Source organism: Pseudomonas sp. 1 R 17 (assembly GCF_900067035.1).
Taxonomy (GTDB): domain Bacteria; phylum Pseudomonadota; class Gammaproteobacteria; order Pseudomonadales; family Pseudomonadaceae; genus Aquipseudomonas; species Aquipseudomonas marginalis.
In genome coordinates this window covers 83,299-107,149 of the sequence record NZ_FKLB01000019.1, presented here as the reverse complement: position 1 = coordinate 107,149, position 23,851 = coordinate 83,299, and the positions used below count along the sequence as shown (strand labels likewise).

Sequence of the window (23,851 nt, the reverse complement as noted above, 5' to 3'; positions counted from 1 at the left end):
GTCTCAAGCTGCCTGTCTGGCCGTGACGAACGCCGCAAGGCTGGCCACGTTGGTGAAGTGATTGCGGGTGTCCTTGGCGTCGGCATCGATCTTGATGCCGTACGTTTTCTGGATCGCCAGGCCCAATTCCAGGGCGTCTACCGAATCCAGGCCCAGGCCTTCGCCGAACAGGGTTTGGTCGCTGCCGATGTCGTCGGCGCTGATGTCTTCCAGGCCCAGGGCCTCGATGATCAACAGCTTTATGTCGTGCTCAAGGCGGTGTTGGTCGCTCATCTTCGGCGAGCTCCTTAATGAAATAGTGGTGCAGGTAATCGTTGAGCTTGCGTGAGGCCTGGGGCGCGGGCCCCAGTGTTGCGAACGCCTGTGGTTCTATATCGGCCCCCACGCGCAAACTGAAGTGAAAACGGCATTTAGGGATGCGATACCAGGGTTCGGCCTTGGTCAGGGTGGTGGGGCTGACCTTGATCACTACCGGGGTGATGATTGTCGCACCGCGCAGGGCAATGGCGGCGGCCCCGCGATGAAAGGCGGGCGCCACGCCGGGTGTGGTGCGGGTGCCTTCGGGAAAGATGATCAGCGTCTGGCCGTTGCGCAGGGCGTCAGCGGCGGCGTCGAGCATGTCTGCACTGCCGTCGTTGCTTATATAACCCGCGTCGCGCACCGGGCCACGGGTGAACGGGTTTTGAAACAGGCTCTGCTTGATCACGCAATTGGTCTGGCGCATCAGGCCGATCAGGAACACCACGTCGATCAACGACGGATGGTTGGCGATGATCATCTGGCCTGGCTGGCCGAGCCGTTCGGCGCCTTCGACGCTGTAGGTCAGCACGCCGGCGCGCTGCATCAGGCGGATAAAGAACCAGAACAGCTTGCTGATGGTATGGCGGGCGCGGCGCTGGTGCCTTTCTACGTTGCCCGGCAGGCAGCTGAGCAGGGGAAAGACCAGCAAGCGCAGGCACAACCCGCCGACGCCGAACACGAAGAAGCTCGCGGCAGTGGCGAACAGGCGCCAGTAGTAGGCATCCCGTGGCTTATCGTTCACGACTTGCGTTGCCAGTTCCATACACGGTTCTTCCAGGCATGTTGGCAGGCGCCCTGTTCGGTAAGCAGGGTGCGCAGCAGGTTCAGGGCGTGGGGCCACTGGGTTTGAGTGGGTTGGACAGTGCCGGCGCTGAGTTCCAGTTGCCACTCGTCGCCTGGTGTCAGCAGCAGGCCGAGGGCGTAGGGAAACGGCACGTCAACGATCCAACTGGCGTAGGCCTCGGGCGGCTGTTCTTCGGTGATGACCAGCAATACCGCCGGAGCGCCTTCGTTGAGCAGGGCCGCGGCTTCGAGCATGCCGTGCTCCAGGCCATCGCCGGCGGCGGCGAGGGCTGTCATTTCGCTGGTTTCATTGCGCAGGATCGACCACAGGCCAATCACCGCGTTGTGCACCGACAGGCTGAATTGGGTCGGCGACAGCGGCTGGTCGTTGGCCAGGTCGCTGAGGATGTCGAGGGTGCGCGGGGTTTCGCCATGCCGGGAAATAAACACCAGCGGCAAGTCTTGCAGGCCGTCGGCCAGGGGCCAGCCTACGCTGAACGCCATGCGCGCCAGGCGGCTCAGGCGGCGGCGCTGCATGGCCGGCAGGAACGACACGTCGGGCGAGGCAGCGCTGGCAGGCAGCAACACCGGGGCCTGGCACCAGGCGTGCCAGTCGTCCGCGCTTTCCAAGCCGGGGGCCCAGGCGCGCCATTGGGCGATGTTGAAGTTGATCACTGAGAAGTTATCCCGCCCCTGCGGGCTTCCATGTGCGGCTTTTGGCCCCGAATACCGGGACAAGGAGCAATCGCCGAGTGGCGCGCATTATCCCGGTGCTGCGGGGTTCTAGCAAACTTTGGTAAAGAATTGTGCAAGGCCGATTACAAATAAGACGGGAAGGTTTACAGATTGTCCTTCAACGAGGGGTAACTTGGATCGTCGGACACTTCCTTTTCATTTGTACGTGACCTATGACAGACCCGATGCAATGCAGCAATGCATCGATGAACGAGGTAGCTAACAGGCGCTTTTGCCCTCTACACTCGGACATTCATTGATACACGGAGGTTTTTCCATGCGGCGCGTGGTGTTCAATCAAAAAGGCGGTGTTGGCAAGTCGAGCATCGCCTGCAACCTGGCGGCGGTTAGCGCCAGCGAAGGCTATCGAACCCTGTTGGTGGACCTCGATGCACAGGCCAATTCAACCCAATACCTGACCGGGCTGACTGGCGACGACATCCCCATGGGGATCGCGGACTTTTTCAAGCAAACTCTGTCTTCCGGGCCGTTTTCGAAGAAAACCAAAGTCGATATCTACGAAACACCCTTCGACAACCTGCACGTCATCACCGCAACCGCCGAGTTGGCCGATCTGCAGCCCAAGCTGGAGGCCAAGCACAAGATCAATAAGCTGCGAAAGCTACTCGATGAGTTGAGCGAAGATTACGACCGTATCTACCTGGATACCCCGCCAGCCCTGAACTTTTATGCGGTTTCGGCGCTGATTGCCGCTGATCGTGTGCTGATCCCCTTCGATTGCGACAGCTTCTCGCGCCAGGCTCTGTACGGGCTACTGGCTGAAATCGAAGAATTGAAGGAAGACCACAACGAAGGCCTGGAAGTGGAAGGCATCGTGGTCAACCAGTTCCAAGCGCGGGCGAGCCTGCCGCAGCAGATGCTCGATGAGTTGATTGCCGAGGGCTTACCGGTGCTGCCGGTGTACCTGGCCAGCTCGGTGCGCATGCGCGAATCGCACCAGGAGAACAAGCCGCTGATCCACCTGGACCCACGGCACAAGCTCACTCTGCAATTTGTGGAGCTGCATAACCTGCTGGAAAATGCCTGATTTTGCTGGCGACACAAAACCTCTGTGGGAGGGGACAAACCCCCTCCCACACTGTCCAGCATTGTTCTCCAGGTCCGGTTACACCCCCTGGCTACGCAACCAGCTCATCAGTTGCGGCAACGGAAACGCCCCACTCTGGCGCGCCACTTCGCGGCCGTTCTTGAACAGAATCAAACTGGGGATCGAACGAATCCCCAGTTGCGCCGACAGCTGCTGATTGGCCTCGCTGTCCAGCTTGGCCAGCCTGCACTTGCCCTCCAACTGGCCGGCCGCCTGTTCAAACACCGGCGCAAACGACTTGCACGGCCCACACCAATCGGCCCACACGTCGACCAATAACGGCAAATCGCCCTTGATCTGGCTGGCGTAGTCGCCTTGTTTCAGCTCGAAAGGCTTGCTCAGTAGAACCGGTTGTTTGCAGCGCCCGCACTTGGGCGTATCACCCAAGCGTTCGCCGGGGATGCGGTTGAGGCCGTTGCAATGGGGGCAGGGGATAACGAGAGGGTCGGACATGGTGGGCTCCGTGGATGTGGCCAATGCACCCTATCTGGAGTCAGGTATCAGCTTTATCAAGCTCGGGGGCGACGACGCATGGGCTAACAGATTCGCAAATGTCGATTGGCGCATGCCTATCTAGGCTGGAAGTACTTGTTCGAAATAGCACCATCGGTCCGTTCGACGCCATAGCAAATTGCGATAGCCGGCGTTCGGGTTTAACCTTCATAGCAATATGCGATAGGGATGTTGCATGCGTGTAATCAGTGCGAAACAAATCCGAAATGCCAAGTTGAAGTGGCCTCATTCAGCCAGCGCTTTGGATGAGTGGTATCGGAAAGTCAAAGTTCTCAATCCTGAGGACTTCGCGGCGTTGAAATCGATTTTTCCTACCGTGGATAAAGTGGGAGCGTTACACGTCTTCAACATCGGTGGTAACAAGCTACGACTCATTGCGATTGTGCGCTACCGAATGCAGCGGCTCTATATTCGACATGTGCTGGACCATCGGGAATACGACAAGGGTAAATGGAAGGAGTGACTGAAAATGAGTGTGCTGATTGAGCAGGTGGCCGAGCATTGGCAATTCGTATCACCGCTGCTGCGCAAGCCCAAAACCGAGGCTGACTACGATGTGCTGGTGGAGGCGCTCGACGAATTACTGGATATCGTAGGGGACGACGAAGCCCATCCGTTGATGGGCGTGGTCGATATCATCGGTGACTGGGTCGAGGCTTATGACCTGGAGCATTGGCCAATTCCTGAAGCGAGCGGTGTCGACGTATTGAGATCAATGATGCAGGAGCATGGCCTGACTCAGAGTGATTTGCCGGGTGTGGGTGCTCAATCGGTGGTCTCGGAGATCCTCAGTGGAAAACGCCAGCTGAACGTGCGACAGATTCGTTGGCTGGCGGATTTTTTCAAGGTGCCGGTCGACCTGTTCATCTAATCGCGAGCATGGCGTGTATCACGACGAACAACTGATCTCCAAATGCTTGCCCCAATCCGGCGGTCGTTGCGCGTACTGTTCCATCCCCGCCTGCTCCTCGAACGGCTTGCTCAGTACCTCATGCAACCGCCGCACTTCGCTGTAATCGCCTGATTCGGCGGCAGCGATAGCGTTCTGTGCGAGGTAGTTACGCAGGATGTACAGCGGGTTCACTGCGTGCATCCGCCCACGGCGCTGTTCTTCGGTGTCATCTCCATCCCGCGCAACACGGGCGGTGTACAGCTCGGCCCAGGCATCAAACCCGGCCAGGTCGACAAAATCATCGCGTAGCTTCGCCACCGCCAGCGCCGCCGATTCATCCCCCAGGCGCCGGAAGAACAGCGTGTAATCCACGCCGCTGTTCTGCATCAGCTTCAACAAGCGCTCCACCAGCTTCTGGTCGTCGTCTTCGGCCGTGGTCAGCCCCAAACGGCGACGCATCAAATCCAGATAGTGCGCCTGGTAAAGCGGCAGGTACAGGCCAAGGGCTTCCTTCAAGGCATCGACGCTGATAAACGGCGTGAGCGCCTGGGCCAGCGCGCTGAGATTCCACTGGCCGATGGGCACCTGGTTGCTGAAGGAGTAACGTCCTTCATGGTCCGAATGGTTGCAGATGAAGTGCGCATCAAAGTCATCCAGAAACGCAAACGGCCCGAAGTCGAAGGTAATGCCGAGGATCGACATGTTGTCGGTGTTCATCACCCCGTGGCAGAAACCATAGGCCTGCCATTTGGCGATCATCTCGGCATTGCGTTCGACGATTTCGCGGAACATAGCGAGGTAAGGTTCAGGCTGTTCCTTGCACTCGGGGTAGTGCAGTGAAAGCACGTGCTCGGCCAGTTCCGCCTGCTGCTCTGGTTTCTTGGTGTAGTAGAAATATTCGAAATGCCCGAAGCGGATATGGCTCGGCGCCAGGCGCAGCACCATCGCCCCACGTTCCTGCTTCTCACGCCAGACCGGGGTGCTGGAGCCGATCACGCATAACGCGCGGCTGCTGGGGATGCCCAGTGCATGCAGCGCTTCGGAGGCCAGGAACTCCCGAATCGACGAGCGCAGCACCGCGCGGCCATCGCCCATGCGCGAGTAGGGCGTCATCCCGGCACCCTTGAGGTGCAGGTCCCAATGTTCGCCGGCCTCGTTGTACACCTCGCCGAGCAGCAACCCGCGGCCATCGCCCAACTGCGGGGTGTAGCCGCCGAACTGGTGCCCGGAGTAGACCATCGCCCGCGGCTCGGCCTCGGCCCACAACTTGTGGCCGCTGAACAGCTCGGCAAACACCGGTGTTTCGGCCACTGTCGGGTCGAGGTCGAGCAGGGCCATGGCGGCATTGCTTGCCACCACCAGGCGCGGTTCGTCGAGGGGCTCGGGCAATACGTGGGTTGAGAACGCGTCGCCCAGGCGTGCGAAGCGGTTGTCGAAGGTCAGTTCGTCGAGGGCTTTCACCGGCCATCTCCAGCAGAATGTCCGAGCATTCTGCTGGGGATAGGGCGTTTAGTCGAGTTTGCTGGGCGGTGGCTCGGGTGCATCCGCCACTTTGCCGTCCGGCGGCTCCGGCACATCTTGCGCGTCGGCCGGTCCGACGATGGTTCTCTTCTCGTCTTCCACCGGCACCAGCTTGTACTCCTGGCCGTGGAGGTTTTTCAGGTACACCTCCATCTGCCGGAACGAGATGTTGATGTGGTGGTTCTTGAACTCGCGGTTGATAAAGCGGTTCACTTCGTCGATCACCGGGTTGCGGTCGCCGAGGTCGCGCACGTGCATGCGCAGTTCGTGGTCGAGGGTGCTTTCGCCGAAGTTGAGGAAGTACACATGGGGTTCCGGTTCCTTCAACACCCTTGGGTTTTCTCGCGCAGCCTTGAGCAACAATTCCTTCACCAGGTCCAGGTCGGAGCCGTAGTCAACGCCCAGCTTGAGGGTCACACGGGTGATGGTGTCGGTCAGCGACCAGTTGATCAGTTGCCCGGTAATGAACGTCTTGTTCGGGACAATGATGTCCTTGCGGTCGAAGTCGGTGATGGTGGTGGCGCGGATGCGGATCTTGCTCACCGTGCCCGACAGGTTGCCGATGGTGATGGTGTCGCCGATGCGCACCGGGCGCTCGAACAGGATCATGATGCCGGAGATAAAGTTGGCGAAGATCTCCTGCATGCCGAAGCCCAACCCCACCGACAGCGCGGCCACCAGCCATTGCAACTTGTCCCAGCTCACGCCGAGGGTGGACAGGGTCGAGACAAAGCCCACGCCGGCAATGATGTAGGACAGCAAGGTGGTCGTGGCGTAGGCACTGCCCTGGGCCAGGTCCAGCTTGGACAGCACCAGCACTTCCAGCAGGCCGGGCAGGTTGCGCGCCAGGGCGAAGGTGATGCCGATGATGATCAGCGCGCCGAGCAGGTCGCCGATGCTGATCGGCACCATGCTGATATTGGCACCGGTGCCGCTGGTGTATTCGTACAGGGTGACGTTGTCCAGGTAGGAAAATACCGAGATCAGGTCCGACCATACCCAGTACAGCGCCGCGATAAAGCCGCCGAGCAGCGCCAGGCGGATCAGGCGCATCGATTGTTCGTTGACCTGTTCGATATCCAGGGTCGGCTCTTCGATCACCGCTTCGCCTTCGCCGGCTTCCTTGGCGGCCTGGCGTTTGGCCAGGGCGCGGGAATAGGCCAGGCGTCGGGCGGCAACGCCCAGGCCGCGGACGAAGGTGGCTTCGATGACCAGCCAGAACATCAGCAGGTACAGGGTGTTGATCAGCCGGTCGCTGAGCTTGAGTGCGGTGTAGTAGTAGCCAAAGCACACGGCAATGAACAGCGCGACAGGCAGGGCGGTAAACAGCAGGCCCACGGCTTTGCGGAACAGCGAGGCTTTTTCGTGGGTCGGGCTGTGCAGCAGCAGGCGTCCCAGCAGCCAGGCCATCAGGGCGTAGCAGGTCAGGACCACACCAATGCCCAGCACGTCGTCGGCCAGCGCCGCCGGTTGATGCTCGGCAATCGCCACCACGGCCACCAGGGCCAGCACCACCAGCCCGAGCTTGCGTACCCAGCCCTGGAGGAATTCGACCTGGGGCTTTTCCCAGCGGAAGTGCAACTCGGCCACGCCGCCCGGCGCCAGGATGCGGTAGGCGGTGTAGAACACCAGCCATGCCTGGGCGATCTGCAACAGCGCTGCACCCAGGTTGGCGTTCTGCCCACGTGCGTCGATCTGCAGCGCGTAGCCGCACAGCGCCAGGCCCAGTGCTACCGGCATCGCCAACAGGATATTTACCAGGATCGCCTGGGGCGTGTGCCATTGGCTGTCGCGTTTGAAGTGGCCGATGTCCAGGTGGACTCTTTTCAGGCGCGCGTACAACGCGTTGCGGCGCCACAACAGGGCACCGATCAACAGCAGCAACGGCAAAAACAGCAGCGGACGCTGGGTCAGGCCGTCGTACAGCTCGCTGACGCTGGAGGCCCAGGGCAGGGTGGTGACCTGCTTGCTCAGGTGCGCCGGCACGGTTTCCAGCCACTCGGTGTCCAGCGGCTTGTTGCTGGGGATCCAGAACATCTGTTCATCGAGCGTCGCGCGCAGGGTGGTGGCGGTGCTGAGCAGTTGTTTCTGGTTCAGTTGCAGGGTGATGGATTCGTTGAGCAGCGCGCTCAGCTCGCGGCTCAGGCGCTCCAGCAAGTCGCTGCGGGTGATCGCCAGTTCCAGCAGGGTGCGCCGCAGTTGCGGGGTGACGTCGGCCGGCGGCTGGTTGGCCAGCAGGTTATCCACATAGGTGCTGGGGGAGCTGATCAGCTCGCGCTGTTGGTTGACCTCGAACTGGTACAGGCGAATGTTGGCGATATCGTCCGCCAGGTCGCGGTCCACCGTCAGGCGGGGCAACGCTTGTTTCTGCTTATACAGAATCTTCGAGAGGAGCAGGCTGCCCTTGAGCACATTGATCTGCTCGTCCAGGGCCGAATCGCTCTGGGTCACGGTGTCCAGCTGTTGCTTGGTCTGCAGGTTCTTCTGGGTCAGGTCGTTGAGGCGGTCGGTACTCTTGAGCAGGTAGTCGGACAGCTTCAGGTTGGCCGCGCTTTCCGTGGCCAGCAGGCTGCTGCCGCCGGCCTTTTGCGCTTCGATGGACTGTTGGGTGACGGTCTGCTGGGACTGGGCCAGGCGTTTCTGGTTGATCAGGGTTTGCAGGTCCTGGATCTCTTGTTCCAGGCGCGCGGTTTTTTCCTGGATCAAGTCGTGCTGGCTGTTGCCCAGGTCCTGCAGCTGGCTATTGCCGGCCAGTTCCTGGCGACGCAGGGGGATCAGGGCATTCAAGGAGGCCAGTTCGGCATTCAGTTGGTTGCGCTGGTCGCTGCTGAGGGCTTTGCCATTGTCCTTGCCGGCCTTGAGGGTGGCATTGATCTGCTGGATGCGCGTCTGGCTGCTGCTGATTTCGGTCTGGGCGCGCTCGGGACGGGTCTGGGCGGCGATGGTCAGGCTGTTGGCATCGGCCAGTTCCTTTTGCAGGTCGCCTTGCTGGGTGCTGCGCTGCACCAGCAATTGCTCAAGCTGCGGCACCGGCAGGGTGGCGTAGCGTTGGGCTACCGGAATGACCTTGGTGGCCTTGAGCCGGGTCAGTTCGCGCTGGTTCTCGCTGGTCTGGCGCGGCGCGTCTTCCAGCTGGCGCTTGAGGTCGACCAGGCGCTGCTCGTAATCCTGCTTGTTGTCCAGGTAGGTCAGGGTCTGTTGCAGGATCGACTGCAGCGCCTTCATGTCGGCGTCGGGCAGTTTGCGATCAGGCAGCTTGTCCAGGGTTTGCTGGATGGCGTCGGCGCTGGGCGGGTCGGCGGCGTAGACGCTGCCGACACAAAGGGTCAGGCCCAGCAGGGCAGTGGCGAGAAAAGTGCGCAGGGTTGGCATAGAGACCGATCGAGCAAGGTGAAGAATCGGGGGCGTGCTGTCGCCCCGCAGTTTAGAGGAAGAGTCCGGGGCCCGGGCGACTTCCTTCGGGGAATCTGACGCCGACTTTGCCAATCTTGTTCCCGTCCATGACCGCGACGGTCCAGATGGTGTTGTTCCACTCCACCTGGTCGCCCACTACCGGCGCGCCGCCGACTTTCTGGGTGATGAAGCGGCTCAGCGGCATGTCCGGGTCGATCCCTTCGAGCTTGAGGCCATACAGCGCTGAAACCGCGCCCAGCTGGGCGTCGCCTTCGAGGACGAAGTCGCCGAAGAAGCGCAAATCGAGGCCGCGTTGCGGTGCCTGGCTGAACAGTTTGCCCAGGGCCGGCAGGTTGTGTTCATGGCCGATCACACAGAGCAGATCGCCGACTTCCAGCACCGTACTACCCGACGGATGGAGCAGTTGCTGGCCACGGAACAGGGCCGCGATGCGCGTGCCTTCGGGCATTTTCAGCTCGCGCAGGGCCGCGCCGATGCACCATTTTTCTGCGCCCAGGCGGTAGACGAACAGCTCCCACTCGCTGGTGACGTGCACTTCCAGGGCGGCGCGGGAGATCGGCGCCGGGTCCGGCGGAACGGTCACTTTGAGCAGCTTGGCCACCCACGGCAGGCTGGTGCCCTGTACCAGCAGCGACACCAGCACGATAAAGAACGCCAGGTTGAAGTACAGCTGCGCATGGGGCAGGCCGGCCATCAACGGGAACACCGCCAGGATGATCGGCACCGCGCCGCGCAGGCCGACCCAGGCGATAAAAGCCTTTTCACGGCCATGGAAGGCTTTGAATGGCAGCAGGCCGACCATCACCGACAGCGGCCGCGCAAACAGGATCATCCACAGCGCCAGGCCCAGGGCCGGCAGGGCAATCGGCAGCAAATCATGGGGCGTGACCAGCAGGCCCAGCACCAGGAACATACCGATCTGCGCGAGCCAGGCCATGCCGTCGAGCATATGCAAAATGCCATGGCGGCTACGCACCGGGCGATTGCCGATCACCAGGCCGCACAGGTACACGGCGAGGAAGCCGCTGCCATGGAAGGCGTTGGTCAGGGCGAACACGAACAGGCCGCCGGCGATCACCAGGATCGGGTACAGGCCGGTGGCCAGGTTGATGCGGTTGACCATTTGCAGCATCAGCCAGCCGCCGCCGAGGCCGACGATGCCACCGATGCCGAACTCGCGCACCAGGTGGGTCAGCAGGCTCCAGTGCAGGCCGGTCTGGCCGCTGGCGAGCATGTCGATCAGGGTGACGGTGAGGAACACCGCCATGGGGTCGTTACTGCCGGATTCGATCTCGAGGCTGGCGGTCACCCGTTCGTTCAGGCCCTTGCCGCCCAGCAGCGAGAACACCGCTGCGGCGTCGGTCGAGCCGACAATCGCACCGATCAGCAGGCCCTGGATAATATTCAGGTCAAACAGCCAGGCCGCCGCCATGCCGGTGAGGCCGGTGGTAATCAACACCCCCACCGTGGCCAGGGACAATGCCGGCCAGAGTGCCACGCGGAAACTCGCTACCCGCGTACGCAAGCCGCCGTCGAGCAGGATCACTGCCAGCGCGAGGTTGCCCACCAGGTAGGCAGTCGGGTAATTGTCGAAAATGATGCCGCCGCCATCGACGCCGGCCACCATGCCCACGGCCAGGATGATCACCAGGATCGGGATACCCAGGCGCGAGGAAAGAGAACTCACCAGAATGCTCGCACTCACCAGCAACGCGCCGATCAAGAACAGGCTGTTGATGGTCGTCGCATTCAAAGGCAGTACTCCATGGGCAAATAAGACGGGACGCAAACTGACCATGCAGTCTGCGTGCCAGGGATTCTAACCTGTTGAATTGCGGTGCTGTCAAAAAGCTTTTTCTGATTCACGCATAACTAAATTTGGGAGGGGCAAGCCCTAATGCCGTTCAGTTAAGCGAAAGTGATTCACTGTAGGAGCGAGCTTGCTCGCGAAGAACTCAGGGCCACCGCGCTTATCGAGAATGAACGCGTTGCCTGGGCGTTTTTCGCGAGCAAGCTCGCTCCTACAAAAAGCCTTAACTGACCGGCATTAGGGCAAGCCCCCTCCCACATTTCAGCCAGTGCAGGGCGTTAGAGGCGGAAGCGGCCTACCATCCCGTTCAGGTCTACCGCCAGGCGTGACAATTCGCTGCTCGCGGCGCTGGTCTGGCTGGCGCCCGTAGCGGATTGCACCGACAGATCACGAATGTTCACCAGGTTGCGGTCCACTTCCCGCGCCACCTGCGCCTGTTCTTCCGCAGCGCTGGCGATCACCAGGTTGCGCTCGTTGATCTCGACAATCGCCGTGTTGATGGTGTCCAGCGACATCCCTGCGCCTTTGGCGATGTTCAGCGTCGACTCCGCCCGCTCGGTGCTGTTGCGCATCGAGTCCACCGCGTGCTCGGTACCGGCCTGGATACTGCCGATCATCCGCTCGATCTCGCTGGTGGACTGCTGGGTACGATGGGCCAGGGCCCGCACTTCATCGGCGACCACCGCGAACCCGCGACCGGCTTCACCGGCGCGCGCGGCTTCAATCGCCGCGTTCAGGGCCAGCAAATTGGTCTGGTCGGCCAGGCCGCGAATCACGTCCAGCACTTTGCCGATATCGCGCGACTCATTGGCCAGTTCGCCGATCAAGGTGGCGGTTGCTTGCACATCGCCGCTCATGCGCTCGATGGCGCTGACGGTTTCCTGCACCAGGTCGCGGCCGTCGCCAGCAGACGTGGTGGCGTTGCGCGAGGCTTCCGAGGTGCTCACCGCATTGCGTGCGACTTCTTCAACGGCGCTGGTCATCTCGTTGACGGCGGTGGCGGCTTGCTCGATTTCGTTGTTTTGTCGGGTCAGGCCACGGGCACTTTCGTCGGTGACGGCGTTCAGTTCCTCGGCGGCGGAAGCCAGTTGGGTGGCGGAGCCGGCGATGCGTTGCAGGGTGTCGCGCAGTTTGTCCTGCATCTTGGCCATGGCGGCGAGCAGGCGCCCGGCCTCATCGTTGCCGTCGACTTTGATCGGCCGTGTCAGGTTGCCTTCGGCGACTTCTTCCGCCGCTTCCAGTGCCTGTGAAATCGGCAGGGTGATGCTGCGGGTCAGCAGCCAGGCAAACAGCAGGGTCAGCAGCGTGGCGATCACCAGCAGGCCCACGACCAGGTTGAAGGCCGTGTTGTATTGGTCTTCGGCCTCCTGATTGGTGGCCAGGGCCATCTTGTTATTGAGGTCCAGCAGGCGCGTCAGCACGGCGTTGACCTGCTCGGAGTTGCTCAGCAATTCGGTGTTAAGCAGGCTGCGCAGCTCATCCATCTGGTTGGCCCGTGACAGGCTCTTCATGCGCTCTTCAATCTGATGGTACTGGCCCAGCAGGCTTACATATTCGTTGTAGGTGCTACGTTCTTCGCTGCTTTCAATCAGTTTCTCGTAGACGCCCTGGGCGGTGCGGATCTGCTGGTTGCGCAGTTCGAAGGCTTCCAGGGTCTTTTGCTGCACATCCGGCTCGCGGTTGGTCAGCAAGCGGTAAGACAGCACGCGCAGGCGCAGGGTCAGTTGGGTGAACTCGTCCAGGGCGCGGATGCTTGGCACGCTGGACAAGGTAATGTCTTCAGTGGCGCCACGGATCTTGCTCATCTGGTTCAGGGCGAACACGCCTAGAAACAACATCAACGCGCCAATAAACGCGAAGCCGAGGAAGGCCCTCGGAGCGATATTCATATTACGAAGCGACATGCGGAAATCCTGGGAGAGGCGCAATCCGTGCGGTCATGAGACGGGGTGTGCCTCTCTATCGGGCATACGACTAAAGTCTAAAGGGGGCTGTGCGTTTTTGTCGCATCTGACGAGGGGTTGCGCGGATTCAGGAACCAGATGGGGGAAATGCAGTCACTAAGGCTCGAAAGCGTGGCCCGGCCCTTAAAAAACGGGCTGCGCGCCAGGGATAACCCTGGCATCCGAGGTGAATTTTCTTTATCGTCACCGCCCTTTGAAAAAGCCCGAGAAATCAAAATGTTAGAAGCATCCCTCAGCCAACTGGAACAACTGGTCAGCGACCTGGTACAGCAGAATCAGGAGCTACTGGGCAGCAACGAATCCCTCAAGGCCGAACTGGCTCGCGCCAAGGATGAGAACGACAGCCTGCAACTGAACCTGATGGAGCAGGAAGAAAAGCACGGCGCCACCGCAGCACGTATCCAGGCGCTGGTTGAGCGCGTGAGCGCAGGCCCTGTCAGCGCATGAATGAAGGGATAAAGGTCGTTTCGATTCTCGGAGAGGATTACTCGATCAAGGCCCCGGCGGGGGAAGATAAAACCCTGATGCACGCCGTGACCATGCTCAAGGCCTCCCTGGCCACCACCAAGAAAAAGTACCCGACCCTGATCGGTGACAAGCTACTGGTGCTGGCGGCGCTGAACCTGTGCGCCGAGCAGATCGAAATGCAGCAGGCTCACCAGCAGGAACTCGACCGTTACCAAGAGCAAGTCAGCGCCACGGTCGAGGTGATTTCCAAGGCGATCCAGCCCTAGAACCACTCATCCTGCATCCCCAGGCACGTATCATCCCGTGCCTCCAGAATCACCAGTTCATGATGGCAGCCCGGAATCTCCCAAGTCAGGAAGTACCGGGCGGCCTGGAGCTTGCCTTGATAGAAGGCGACATCGGCCACATTGCCCTTGGCCAGCCCTTCTTCGGCGCGAATCGCCTGTTCCAGCCAGCGCCAGCCAATCACCGTATGCCCGAATACCTTCAGGTACAGCGCCGAGTTCGCCAGGCTGCTGTTGACCTTGCCCTGGGCGAGATCCGTCAGCAGGCCGATGGTCACGCTTTGCAGGCGGCTGACCAGGTGCTCCAGCGGCTCTCTCAATGCCGTCAGGCCTGGATATTCCTGTGCCCGCGCGCCCGTGTCGGCGATCAGCCGGATCAGTTGCTTCAGGCCCGCGCCGCCGTTCTGCGCCAGCTTGCGCCCCAGCAGGTCCAGGGACTGGATGCCATGGGTGCCCTCGTGGATCGGGTTCAGGCGGTTGTCGCGGTAGTACTGCTCCACCGGGTATTCGCGGGTATAACCATGGCCGCCGAGGATCTGGATCGCCAGTTCGTTGGCCTTGAGGCAGAACTCCGATGGCCAGGATTTGACGATGGGGGTGAGCAGGTCCAGCAGTTCATGGGCCTGTTTGCGTTCGGCCTCGGTCTCCAGTGTGGTGGTGTCATCGAACAGCCGCGCGGCGTACAGGCCCAGGTCAAAGGCACCTTCGACGTAGGCTTTTTGCGTCAGCAGCATGCGCTTGATATCGGCGTGCTGGATGATCGAGACCGGCGCGGTGCCTGGGTCCTTGCTGTCGGGCAAGCGGCCTTGCGGGCGTTCGCGGGCGTATTCCAGCGAATAGAGATAACCGGCGTAACCGAGCATCACCGCGCCCATGCCGACACCGATGCGCGCCTCGTTCATCATCTGGAACATGCAGCTCAGGCCTTGGTGCGGTTTACCCACCAGATAGCCGACGCAGTTGCCGTTATCGCCGAAATTCAGTGCCGTGGACGTGGTGCCACGCCAGCCCATCTTATGAAACAGCCCGGCCAGCAGCACGTCGTTGCGCGCGCCGAGGCTGCCGTCGTCGTTGACCAGGAATTTGGGCACGATAAACAGCGAAATGCCCTTCACCCCGGCGGGCGCGTCCGGCAGCTTGGCCAGCACCATGTGCACGATGTTTTCCGACAGCGGGTGGTCGCCGCCGGAGATGAAGATCTTGTTGCCTTTGAGGCGATAGCTGCCGTCAGCCGCGGGCTCGGCGCGGGTACGAATATCCGACAGCGATGAGCCGGCGTGGGGCTCGGTCAGGGCCATGGTGCCGAAGAAACGGCCTTCGATCATTGGTTGCAGCAAGCGCTGTTTTTGCTCCTCGGTGCCGAAGCTTTCGATCAGGTTGGCGGCGCCCATGGTCAGGAACGGGTAGGACGTCGAGGCCGCGTTGGCGGATTGGAAGTGAGCGAAGCAGGCCTGGGACAGCAGGGTCGGCAACTGCATGCCACCGGCTTCGAAGCTGCGGGCCGCATTGAGGAAACCGGCTTCAAGGAACGCATCCACCGCCGGTTTCACTTCCGGAATCAGAATCGCCTTGCCGTCCTCAAAACGCGGTTCGTTCTCGTCGTTCTTGCGGTTGTGTGGCGCGAAGTACTTCTCGGCAATGTTGCGGGCCGTGCTGATGGCCGCATCGAAGGTTTCGCGGTTGTGCTCGGCAAACCGCTCGCGCTGGGTCAGGCCCTCGGCATCGAGGACTTCGTACAGCTCGAAAGCCAGATTGCGGGAACTGAGCAGCGTCTCGGACATGGCGGATTACCTTTGGGGAATTGGCCTGAGTCTAAGTGCGCGAATAAAGACTGGATAGCAAGATTGATCTGGGTGATGAAGAGGCAGAACGCGGGGAGGGGAATTGAAATGCGATCAAATGTGGGAGAGGGCAAGCCCCCTCCCACATTCAGTTAGCCGATGGTCATCAGGCTGGCATTACCGCCGGCAGCAGCGGTGTTAACGCTCAACGCACGTTCGATCACCAGGCGCTCCAAGGCAATCGTGGTCTCGCCCTGAGACAAACCATGTACCCCGACAATCGCCCCGCCACGCTGCGCCACTTGCTGGCACACCCCACGCAGTTGGTCGGAATCGCCGTGGTGCAGGACGGCGTCAAACACCACCTCGTCCTTGCTCCAGTCGGCCACGCGCTTGATTTTCGCCTGAATCTCCTTCGGCAACCGTGGGAACACGGCCTTGGTCAAGTCGGTTTCCGGCCATACCGCCGAACCGCCGACCGCCAATACCGCCGCCAGTTGAGTCAACAGATCGCCTTCCACGTCCGCCAGGCACAGTACGTGCTCGCGAGGCAGGATGGCGTAGCTGTTGCGCTCGCCGGTCGGGCCGGCCAATTGACGGGTGATACCGCTTTGGGACTGCGCGGCGAACTGGCTGCACAGCGCACTCAGCTCGCTGAACTTATTGCTGTCGGCCCAGGTTTTCAGGGCGGTCAGCGGTTGGCTCAAGGCGTCGCGCAGGCGTACATCCGGTGCCGCCAGCTTGTCGCCACGTACGAAGGATTGCTCGATCGCATCGGTAGGACGGGTTGACAGCAAGCGGTACAGGTACAGCGGACCACCGGCTTTCGGGCCTGTGCCCGACAGGCCTTCGCCGCCGAACGGCTGCACGCCGACCACGGCACCGACGATGTTGCGGTTTACATAGACGTTACCGGCATTGACGTTGTCGATCACCTTGGCGATGGTCTCGTCGATACGGGTGTGTACGCCCAGGGTCAGGCCATAGCCGGACGCGTTGATCTGGCCGATAAGCTGGTCGATCTCCTTGCGCTTGTAGCGCACCACGTGCAGCACCGGGCCGAAGATCTCCCGTTGCAGTTCGTCGAAGCTTTCCAGCTCGATCAGGGTGGGCATCACGAAGGTGCCGCGCTTGATTTCTTCACCGTCGGCAATCGCCACCTGGTACACATTGCGGCCTTTGTCGCGCATGGCCTGGATGTGTTTCTCGATGCCGGCCTTGGCTTCGGCGTCGATCACCGGGCCGATGTCCACCGACAGGCGTTCCGGGTTGCCCAGGCGGCATTCAGCCATGGCGCCCTTGAGCATTTCGATCACGCGGTCTGCCGAATCTTCCTGCAGGCACAACACGCGCAGGGCCGAGCAACGTTGACCGGCGCTGTCGAAGGCCGAGGACACCACGTCGATGACCACCTGCTCGGTGAGCGCCGAGGAATCGACGATCATCGCGTTCTGGCCGCCGGTCTCGGCGATCAGCGGGATCGGACGGCCCTGGGCATCCAGGCGCCCGGCGACATTGCGTTGCAGCAGGCGCGCGACTTCGGTGGAACCGGTGAACATCACGCCCTTGACGCGATCATCACCCACCAGGCGCGCACCGACGCTTTCACCCTGGCCCGGCAGCAATTGCAGTACGCCTTGGGGAATACCGGCTTCGAGCAGGATGCGCACGGCTTGTGCAGCCACCAGCGGGGTTTGTTCGGCTGGCTTGGCCAAGACCGGGTTACCGGCGGCCAGTGCGGCAGCCACTTGCCCACTGAAAATCGCCAGCGGGAAGTTCCACGGGCTGATGCACACCACTGGGCCCAATGGGCGGTGGGCGTCATTGGTGAAGTCGTTGCGAGCCTGTACCGCGTAGTAGCGCAGGAAGTCCACGGCCTCACGCACTTCGGCGATGGCGTTGGCGAAGGTCTTGCCGGCTTCGCGGGCCAGCAGGCCCATCAGCGGCTGGATCTCGCCTTCCATCAGGTCGGCGGCACGTTCCAGGATCGCGGCGCGTTCGGCGGGCGGGGTGGCCTGCCAGATCGGGCCGGCGCTGATGGCGCACTGGATCGCGTTGTCGACGTCTTCGACGGTGGCTTCTTGCACGTGACCGACCACGTCACGCAGGTCGGACGGATTCAATACCGGTGCCGCCGCTTGATCGCTGGCGGCGCAACCGAGCATCGGCGCGGCCTTCCAGTTGTTGTGGGCAGTGGCCAGCAGGGCGCAGGACAGCGATGCCAGGCGGTGTTCGTTGGCCAGGTCGATACCGGCCGAGTTGGCACGGTCGCTGCCGTACAGGTCACGGGGCAGCGGGATACGCGGGTGCGGCAGGCCGAAGCCGCCTTCCAGCGTCGCCATCTGCTCGATGCTGGCCACTGGGTCGGCCACCAGCTCCTGGATCGAGATGGACTGGTCGGCGATGCGGTTGACGAACGAGGTGTTGGCGCCGTTTTCCAGCAGCCGACGCACCAGGTAGGCCAGCAGTGTTTCGTGAGTGCCGACCGGTGCGTACACGCGGCACGGACGGTTCAGCTTGCCTTCGGAAACCTTGCCTACTACCTGCTCGTACAACGGTTCACCCATGCCGTGCAGGCATTGGAACTCGTATTGGCCGGGGTAATAGTTCTGACCGGCGATATGGTAAATCGCCGACAAGGTATGGGCGTTGTGCGTAGCGAACTGCGGGTAGATGACTTCCGGTACCGACAGCAGCTTGCGTGCACAGGCAATGTAGGAAACATCGGTGTACACCTTGCGGGTATACACCGGATAGCCTTCCAGGCCTTCGACCTGGGCGCGTTTGATCTCGCTGTCCCAGTACGCGCCTTTTACCAGGCGGATCATCAGGCGATGGCGGCTGCGGCGTGCCAGGTCGATGACGTAGTCGATCACATACGGGCAACGCTTCTGGTAGGCCTGGATCACGAAGCCAATGCCGTTCCAGCCGGTCAGCTGCGGTTCGAAGCACAGGCGCTCGAGCAGATCCAGCGACAGCTCCAGGCGGTCGGCTTCTTCGGCGTCGATGTTCAGGCCGATGTCGTATTGCTTGGCCAGCAGGGTCAGGGACAGCAGGCGCGGGTACAGCTCATCCATCACGCGCTCGTACTGCGCACGGCTGTAACGCGGGTGCAGGGCCGACAGCTTGATGGAGATACCCGGGCCTTCATAAATCCCACGGCCGTGGGAGGCTTTGCCGATGGAGTGAATGGCTTGTTCGTACGAGGCCAGGTATTTCTGCGCGTCGTGTTCGGTGAGGGCGGCTTCACCAAGCATGTCGTAGGAATAGCGGAAACCCTTGGCTTCGAATTTGCTCGCGTTGGCCAGGGCTTCGGCGATGGTTTCGCCGGTCACGAACTGCTCGCCCATCAGGCGCATGGCCATGTCGACGCCCTTGCGGATCATCGGCTCGCCGCTCTTGCCGATGATGCGGCTCAGGGATGAGGTGAGGCCGGCTTCGTTATGGGTGGCGACCAGTTTGCCGGTCAGCAGCAGGCCCCAGGTGGCGGCGTTGACGAACAGCGACGGGCTGTTGCCCAGGTGCGGATGCCAGTTGCCGGTGCTGATCTTGTCGCGGATCAGCGCGTCGCGGGTGCCTTTGTCCGGGATCCGCAGCAGTGCTTCGGCCAGGCACATCAGGGCTACGCCTTCTTGGGACGACAGCGAGAATTCCTGCAGCAGGCCCTGAACAATCCCGGCACGGCCGCCGGCACTCTTCTGATTGCGCAGTTTTTCCGCAATCGAAGCGGCGAGCTTGTTGGTGGCTTCGGCCATTTGCACCGGCAGGCGGGCCTGTTCGATCAGCATCGGCACCACTTCCGGCTCGGGGCGACGGTAAGCGGCGGTGATCGAAGCGCGCAGTACGGATTGCGGCAGGATGCTCTCGGCGAACTCAAGGAAGCACTGGTGGGCGTGGTCGCTCTGGACTTCGCCTGCGTCGTCAGCGTCCTTGCTGCTCAAGCCGTTGAGCTCGGTCAGGGTTGCACCACCCTCGAGTTTCTCCAGGTAATTGAAAATCGCCTGCTTGATCAGCCAGTGCGGCGTGCGATCAATGGAGGTCGCGGCCGCCTTGAGGCGTTCGCGGGTCGGGTCGTCGAGTTTGACCCCAAGGGTGGTCGTAGCCATTTTCTTATCCTCATGGGTGCCACTACCGAGTGGCATCAGCTGGCGGCAAGATTAGCTTTGCTCAGGGAGAGGTGCAACCGGGTGCAACCCATTTTGTTGATGAATTTTTCGACGCATGATCGGAAAAAATCGGCCGTCGACGGAATCTGCTTCGGCTTGGTGCATTTGCTTCTGAGATCGGCTGTTCTTGCTCCGAAAAGGAGCAAAAAACCAGTGTTTTTTGTGTTTTACACCTGGGTGCAACTTATTCCCAAGAAACTGGTTGCACCTTATTTACTTTGTTGAATAGCATTCGCGCCCAAGGTGCAACCGACTTTAGGGTTTGGTTCATCGGCTGGCGGCTTTCCTGGGGAAACGTCAGTCATAAATGCGCGGCACGCAGGTACGTTTACTCACTGACCAGTGGGTGGCCGTCTGACAGACCGCCGCTACATAAAAACAAAGCCAGGGCGTCACTCATATGAGCGTAAGTAATCCAACCCTGATCACATTCGTGATCTACATCGCAGCAATGGTGCTGATCGGCCTGATGGCCTATCGCTCCACCAACAACCTTTCCGATTACATCCTGGGCGGTCGCAGCCTCGGTAGCGTGGTGACAGCCTTGTCCGCCGGTGCTTCCGACATGAGCGGCTGGTTGTTGATGGGTTTGCCGGGCGCGATCTACATGTCCGGCCTGTCGGAAAGCTGGATCGCCATCGGCCTGATCGTCGGTGCCTACCTCAACTGGCTGTTCGTGGCCGGTCGCCTGCGGGTACAGACCGAGCACAACGGTGACGCCCTGACGCTGCCGGATTACTTCTCCAGCCGTTTCGAAGATAAAAGCGGCCTGCTGCGGATCATCTCTGCGGTGGTGATCCTGGTGTTCTTCACCATCTACTGCGCTTCCGGCATCGTGGCCGGTGCCCGTCTGTTCGAAAGCACCTTCGGCATGTCCTACGAGACCGCGCTGTGGGCCGGTGCTGCAGCGACTATTGCCTACACCTTTATCGGTGGTTTCCTGGCCGTGAGCTGGACCGATACCGTGCAAGCCACGCTGATGATCTTCGCGCTGATCCTGACGCCGATCATTGTGCTGCTGGCCACCGGCGGTGTGGACACTACGTTCCTGGCGATTGAAGCCAAGGACCCGACCAGTTTCGACATGCTGAAAAACACCACTTTCATCGGTGTTATCTCGTTGATGGGCTGGGGCCTGGGTTACTTCGGTCAACCGCACATCCTCGCGCGCTTCATGGCGGCGGATTCGGTGAAGTCGATCGCCAAGGCGCGTCGCATCTCCATGACCTGGATGATCCTGTGCCTGGCCGGTACCGTGGCGGTGGGCTTCTTCGGTATCGCTTACTTCTCGGCGCACCCTGAGGTCGCCGGTCCCGTCACCGAAAACCCTGAGCGTGTGTTCATCGAACTGGCAAAAATCCTGTTCAACCCATGGGTTGCCGGTGTCCTGCTGTCGGCCATCCTCGCCGCCGTGATGAGCACCTTGAGCTGCCAACTACTGGTGTGCTCCAGCGCCCTGACCGAAGATTTCTACAAAGCGTTCCTGCGCAAGAACGCCTCCCAGCTTGAGCTGGTGTGGATCGGTCGCGTGATGGTGCTGGTGGTTGCCCTGATCGCCATCGCCATGGCCGCCAACCCGAACAACCGCGTCCTGGGGCTGGTGAGCTACGCCTGGGCCGGTTTCGGCGCTGCGTTCGGCCCTGTGGTGCTGATCTCGGTGATCTGGAAAAACATGACCCGCAACGGCGCACTGGCCGGCATCCTGGTCGGCGCGATCACCGTGATCGTGTGGAAGCACTTCGAACTGCTGGGCCTTTACGAAATCATCCCTGGCTTCATCTTCGCCAGTCTGGCCATCTATTTCGTAAGCAAGCTGGGCGCACCGACAGCCGGTATGGTCGAGCGCTTTGATGCGGCGGAAAAAGACTACAACCTCAATAAGTGATTCGCCGGGCGCTGAGCGCTCGATGAATTAAAAGAAGGCCCGCGTCCTACGGATGGCGGGTCTTTTTTTGCGTGCGATTCGAGCTGGACTGAGTAGGACTCCTACGTACACATGTAGGGTTTTACTGATTTATTTGGGCTGTGCCCGGCAGGGTGAGGCAGTGGTGCAGAATCTCCCGCCTACCCCTCGCAGAGAAACACTGGATGTTCGCTCCTGCCAATCAGAGTGCCTTTACCCTGACCCTCGACGGTGTGTCGACTGAACTCAAGGTGTTTGAGTTCCAGGGCCGCGAAGCCATCAGCCTGCCGTATCGTTTTGATCTTGAACTGATCAGCGAACAGCCCGACCTGGACCTGGAAAGCCTGCTGCATCGTCCGGCATACCTGGGCTTCGACGCTCACGGTCATGGCGTCCACGGCCTGGTTTATCGGGTGGCGCAGGGCGATTCCGGGCGGCGGCTGACGCGTTACCAGATCAGCCTTGTGCCGCAGTTGGCCTATCTCGCGCACAGCAGTCACCAGCGGATCTTCCAGCACAAGACGGTGCCGCAGATCATTGCGCAGGTGCTGGCGGAGCAGCAGCTCCATGCCGACCAATTCGAATTTCACCTCAGTGGCGCCTATCCCGAGCGCGAGTATTGCGTGCAGTTTGGCGAGAGCGACCTGGCCTTCATTCAGCGCCTGTGTGCCGAACAGGGGATTCACTATCACTTCCAGCATTCGCCCGAAGGACACCTGCTGGTGTTTGGCGATGACCAGACCGTTTTCGCCCCGCCCGATCAGCCTACGCCCTACATGCCGGGCTCCGGGATGGTGGCGGATACGCCGGCCATCAAGCGCTTTGCGCTGCGGTTGGAAACCCGCACCACCGCGGTCAACCTGCGTGACTACGACTTTCTCAAGCCGAGCCTGGTGCTGGAGAGTGGCGTGGTCGGCGAACAGCTTCCACGGTTTGAGGCGCAGGCCTACCCCGGTCATTTTTCCGATCGCCCCCACGGCAAATACCTCGCGCAACGTGGCCTGGAGCGGCACCGTAGCGACTATCGAATAGCTCGTGCCAGCGGCGATGACCCTGCATTGAGCAGCGGCCGGTTCCTCAAGTTGACTGGGCATCCGCGGGACGAATGGAATGACGTGTGGCTGGTGACGCAAGTTACCCACGAAGGCAGGCAGCCCCAGGTTCTGGAGGAGGCTGTCACCGAGGTTGGCGGTGGAGATTTTCTTCAGGGGTATCGCAATGAATGTGTGGCGACTCCGTGGGACGTGATCTTCCGCCCGCCCTCACCTGAGCACTCGAGGCCGACTTTGTCGGGTTACCAGAACGCCGTGGTCACCGGCCCCGTCGACAGTGAAATCCATTGCGACGAATACGGCCGGGTCAAGGTGCAACTGGCCTGGGATCGCGTTGGCGAGCATAACGATCATTCCAGTTGCTGGCTGCGGGTGGCCAGCGGTTGGGCCCATGACCGCTATGGTTCGGTGCTTATCCCGCGCGTGGGCATGGAAGTGCTGGTGGGGTTCGTCAATGGAGATATGGACATGCCGCTGGTGATGGGCTGCCTGCCCAACGCGGCGACGCCGGTCCCTCTCGACCTGCCGGCAGACAAGACCCGCAGCATCTTCCGTAGCCAAAGCAGCCCCGGTGGCGGTGGCTACAACGAACTGCGCATCGAAGACCGCAAGGGCGCCGAGGAGATCTACCTGCGCGCCCAGCGGGACTGGACCCAACATGTGCTGCACGACCAGCAGGTGCAGATCGACAATCAATGCCGCATCAGGGTGGGCGGTGAGTCGCACCATGAACTGCATGGCGAAGAGCAGCGCATCACCCATGGCAATCGTTTGACCGAACTCAAGCAGGACGATCATCTGGTGGTCGGTGGTTCGCAGCAGATGCGGGCCGGGCGGGCCATCCGGATGGGCGCCGGGCAGAGCGTCGTTATAGAGGCGGGCGCAAGCGTGACAATTCAGGCCGGTGGGCAGTCGATTACGCTGTCGGCAGACGGGATCTTCAGCAGCGCGCCGATTCAGCTGGGAGGCGCGCCTGCTCCGGCGGCTTCGCCATTGATGCCTGGGGTGAAGGCGGCATTGCTGGCGGTTATTCCCGCACCCCTAAGCCGGATACAGGTCGCCAGCCTGAAACGAAACGCGCCGTTTTGCGAAGAGTGCCAACGCTGCAGTGCCGGGCAGTGCGGTGTCTCCCCGCCCATTCAACCTTAAAAGGAATT

Annotated in this window: 17 protein-coding genes and 1 pseudogene; 7 read left to right on the top strand and 11 right to left on the bottom strand. The window is 61.2% G+C overall.

What is annotated here, in order from left to right; genetic code table 11:
- Window positions 1-3: 3 nt before the first annotated feature.
- From BFP99_RS03585 to BFP99_RS03575, 3 genes are read right to left on the bottom strand one after another with little or no spacing between them, the layout of a single operon-like run.
- A complete protein-coding gene (locus tag BFP99_RS03585) occupies window positions 4-273 on the bottom strand; it encodes a phosphopantetheine-binding protein (protein WP_027604978.1) in 270 nt (89 codons plus the stop codon).
- Entirely contained in the window at window positions 251-1,063 is an 813-nt protein-coding gene (locus BFP99_RS03580) for a lysophospholipid acyltransferase family protein (RefSeq protein WP_027604977.1), read from the bottom strand. Before BFP99_RS03580 ends, BFP99_RS03585 begins: the two co-directional genes overlap by 23 nt.
- On the bottom strand, window positions 1,039-1,758 hold the full coding sequence (locus BFP99_RS03575) for a beta-ketoacyl synthase chain length factor (RefSeq protein WP_065925688.1): 720 nt from the start codon (window positions 1,756-1,758) through the stop codon (window positions 1,039-1,041). The genes BFP99_RS03580 and BFP99_RS03575 overlap by 25 nt, the downstream gene beginning before the upstream one ends.
- Before the next feature lie 337 nt (window positions 1,759-2,095).
- On the opposite strand from BFP99_RS03575, the gene BFP99_RS03570 reads away from it, so the two are divergent.
- On the top strand, window positions 2,096-2,866 hold the full coding sequence (locus tag BFP99_RS03570; protein WP_065946641.1) for a ParA family protein: 771 nt from the start codon (window positions 2,096-2,098) through the stop codon (window positions 2,864-2,866).
- Between the two features lie 78 nt (window positions 2,867-2,944).
- Here BFP99_RS03570 and trxC read toward each other — a convergent pair whose 3' ends face one another.
- The gene (gene trxC, locus BFP99_RS03565; protein ID WP_065925687.1) at window positions 2,945-3,379 is read right to left on the bottom strand and encodes a thioredoxin TrxC; all 435 of its coding nucleotides are present in this window, start codon (window positions 3,377-3,379) and stop codon (window positions 2,945-2,947) included.
- Between the two features lie 235 nt (window positions 3,380-3,614).
- On the opposite strand from trxC, the gene BFP99_RS03560 reads away from it, so the two are divergent.
- Together BFP99_RS03560 and BFP99_RS03555 are read left to right on the top strand one after the other, a co-directional pair.
- Window positions 3,615-3,902: a type II toxin-antitoxin system HigB family toxin gene (locus BFP99_RS03560; protein WP_065946640.1), complete on the top strand. Its 288-nt coding sequence runs from the start codon at window positions 3,615-3,617 to the stop codon at window positions 3,900-3,902.
- A gap of 6 nt (window positions 3,903-3,908) precedes the next feature.
- On the top strand, window positions 3,909-4,310 hold the full coding sequence (locus tag BFP99_RS03555; RefSeq protein ID WP_065946639.1) for a helix-turn-helix domain-containing protein: 402 nt from the start codon (window positions 3,909-3,911) through the stop codon (window positions 4,308-4,310).
- Between the two features lie 18 nt (window positions 4,311-4,328).
- Here BFP99_RS03555 and selO read toward each other — a convergent pair whose 3' ends face one another.
- The 5 genes and pseudogenes from selO to BFP99_RS33940 all read right to left on the bottom strand — a co-directional run.
- On the bottom strand, window positions 4,329-5,792 hold the full coding sequence (selO, locus tag BFP99_RS03550; RefSeq protein WP_065946638.1) for a protein adenylyltransferase SelO: 1,464 nt from the start codon (window positions 5,790-5,792) through the stop codon (window positions 4,329-4,331).
- 48 nt (window positions 5,793-5,840) lie between these two features.
- Window positions 5,841-9,224: a mechanosensitive channel MscK gene (gene mscK, locus BFP99_RS03545; RefSeq protein ID WP_065925684.1), complete on the bottom strand. Its 3,384-nt coding sequence runs from the start codon at window positions 9,222-9,224 to the stop codon at window positions 5,841-5,843.
- A gap of 52 nt (window positions 9,225-9,276) precedes the next feature.
- Window positions 9,277-11,019 carry a potassium/proton antiporter gene (locus BFP99_RS03540; RefSeq protein WP_027604969.1) on the bottom strand — a complete coding sequence of 581 codons (1,743 nt, stop codon included), beginning with the start codon at window positions 11,017-11,019 and terminating at the stop codon, window positions 9,277-9,279.
- A gap of 335 nt (window positions 11,020-11,354) precedes the next feature.
- Entirely contained in the window at window positions 11,355-12,218 is an 864-nt protein-coding gene (locus BFP99_RS33945) for a methyl-accepting chemotaxis protein (RefSeq protein WP_370671258.1), read from the bottom strand.
- Window positions 12,210-12,965, bottom strand: a pseudogene (locus BFP99_RS33940) (MCP four helix bundle domain-containing protein); the annotation flags it as partial. The gene BFP99_RS33945 and the pseudogene BFP99_RS33940, both read right to left, overlap by 9 nt.
- A 291-nt stretch (window positions 12,966-13,256) precedes the next feature.
- On the opposite strand from BFP99_RS33940, the gene BFP99_RS03530 reads away from it, so the two are divergent.
- Together BFP99_RS03530 and BFP99_RS03525 are read left to right on the top strand one after the other, a co-directional pair.
- Entirely contained in the window at window positions 13,257-13,487 is a 231-nt protein-coding gene (locus BFP99_RS03530; RefSeq protein ID WP_003187970.1) for a hypothetical protein, read from the top strand.
- Window positions 13,484-13,774 carry a cell division protein ZapA gene (locus tag BFP99_RS03525; protein ID WP_017526490.1) on the top strand — a complete coding sequence of 97 codons (291 nt, stop codon included), beginning with the start codon at window positions 13,484-13,486 and terminating at the stop codon, window positions 13,772-13,774. Before BFP99_RS03530 ends, BFP99_RS03525 begins: the two co-directional genes overlap by 4 nt.
- On the opposite strand, the gene BFP99_RS03520 is transcribed toward BFP99_RS03525, so the two are convergent.
- Both BFP99_RS03520 and putA read right to left on the bottom strand, forming a co-directional pair.
- A complete protein-coding gene (locus tag BFP99_RS03520) occupies window positions 13,771-15,573 on the bottom strand; it encodes an acyl-CoA dehydrogenase (RefSeq protein ID WP_065946636.1) in 1,803 nt (600 codons plus the stop codon). The two genes, BFP99_RS03525 and BFP99_RS03520, sit on opposite strands and share 4 nt — an antisense overlap.
- Before the next feature lie 152 nt (window positions 15,574-15,725).
- On the bottom strand, window positions 15,726-19,679 hold the full coding sequence (gene putA / locus BFP99_RS03515; RefSeq protein WP_065925681.1) for a trifunctional transcriptional regulator/proline dehydrogenase/L-glutamate gamma-semialdehyde dehydrogenase: 3,954 nt from the start codon (window positions 19,677-19,679) through the stop codon (window positions 15,726-15,728).
- 460 nt (window positions 19,680-20,139) lie between these two features.
- On the opposite strand from putA, the gene putP reads away from it, so the two are divergent.
- Window positions 20,140-21,624: a sodium/proline symporter PutP gene (gene putP, locus BFP99_RS03510; RefSeq protein WP_065925680.1), complete on the top strand. Its 1,485-nt coding sequence runs from the start codon at window positions 20,140-20,142 to the stop codon at window positions 21,622-21,624.
- 203 nt (window positions 21,625-21,827) lie between these two features.
- A complete protein-coding gene (locus BFP99_RS03505) occupies window positions 21,828-23,843 on the top strand; it encodes a type VI secretion system Vgr family protein (protein WP_065946635.1) in 2,016 nt (671 codons plus the stop codon).
- Window positions 23,844-23,851 lie beyond the last annotated feature (8 nt).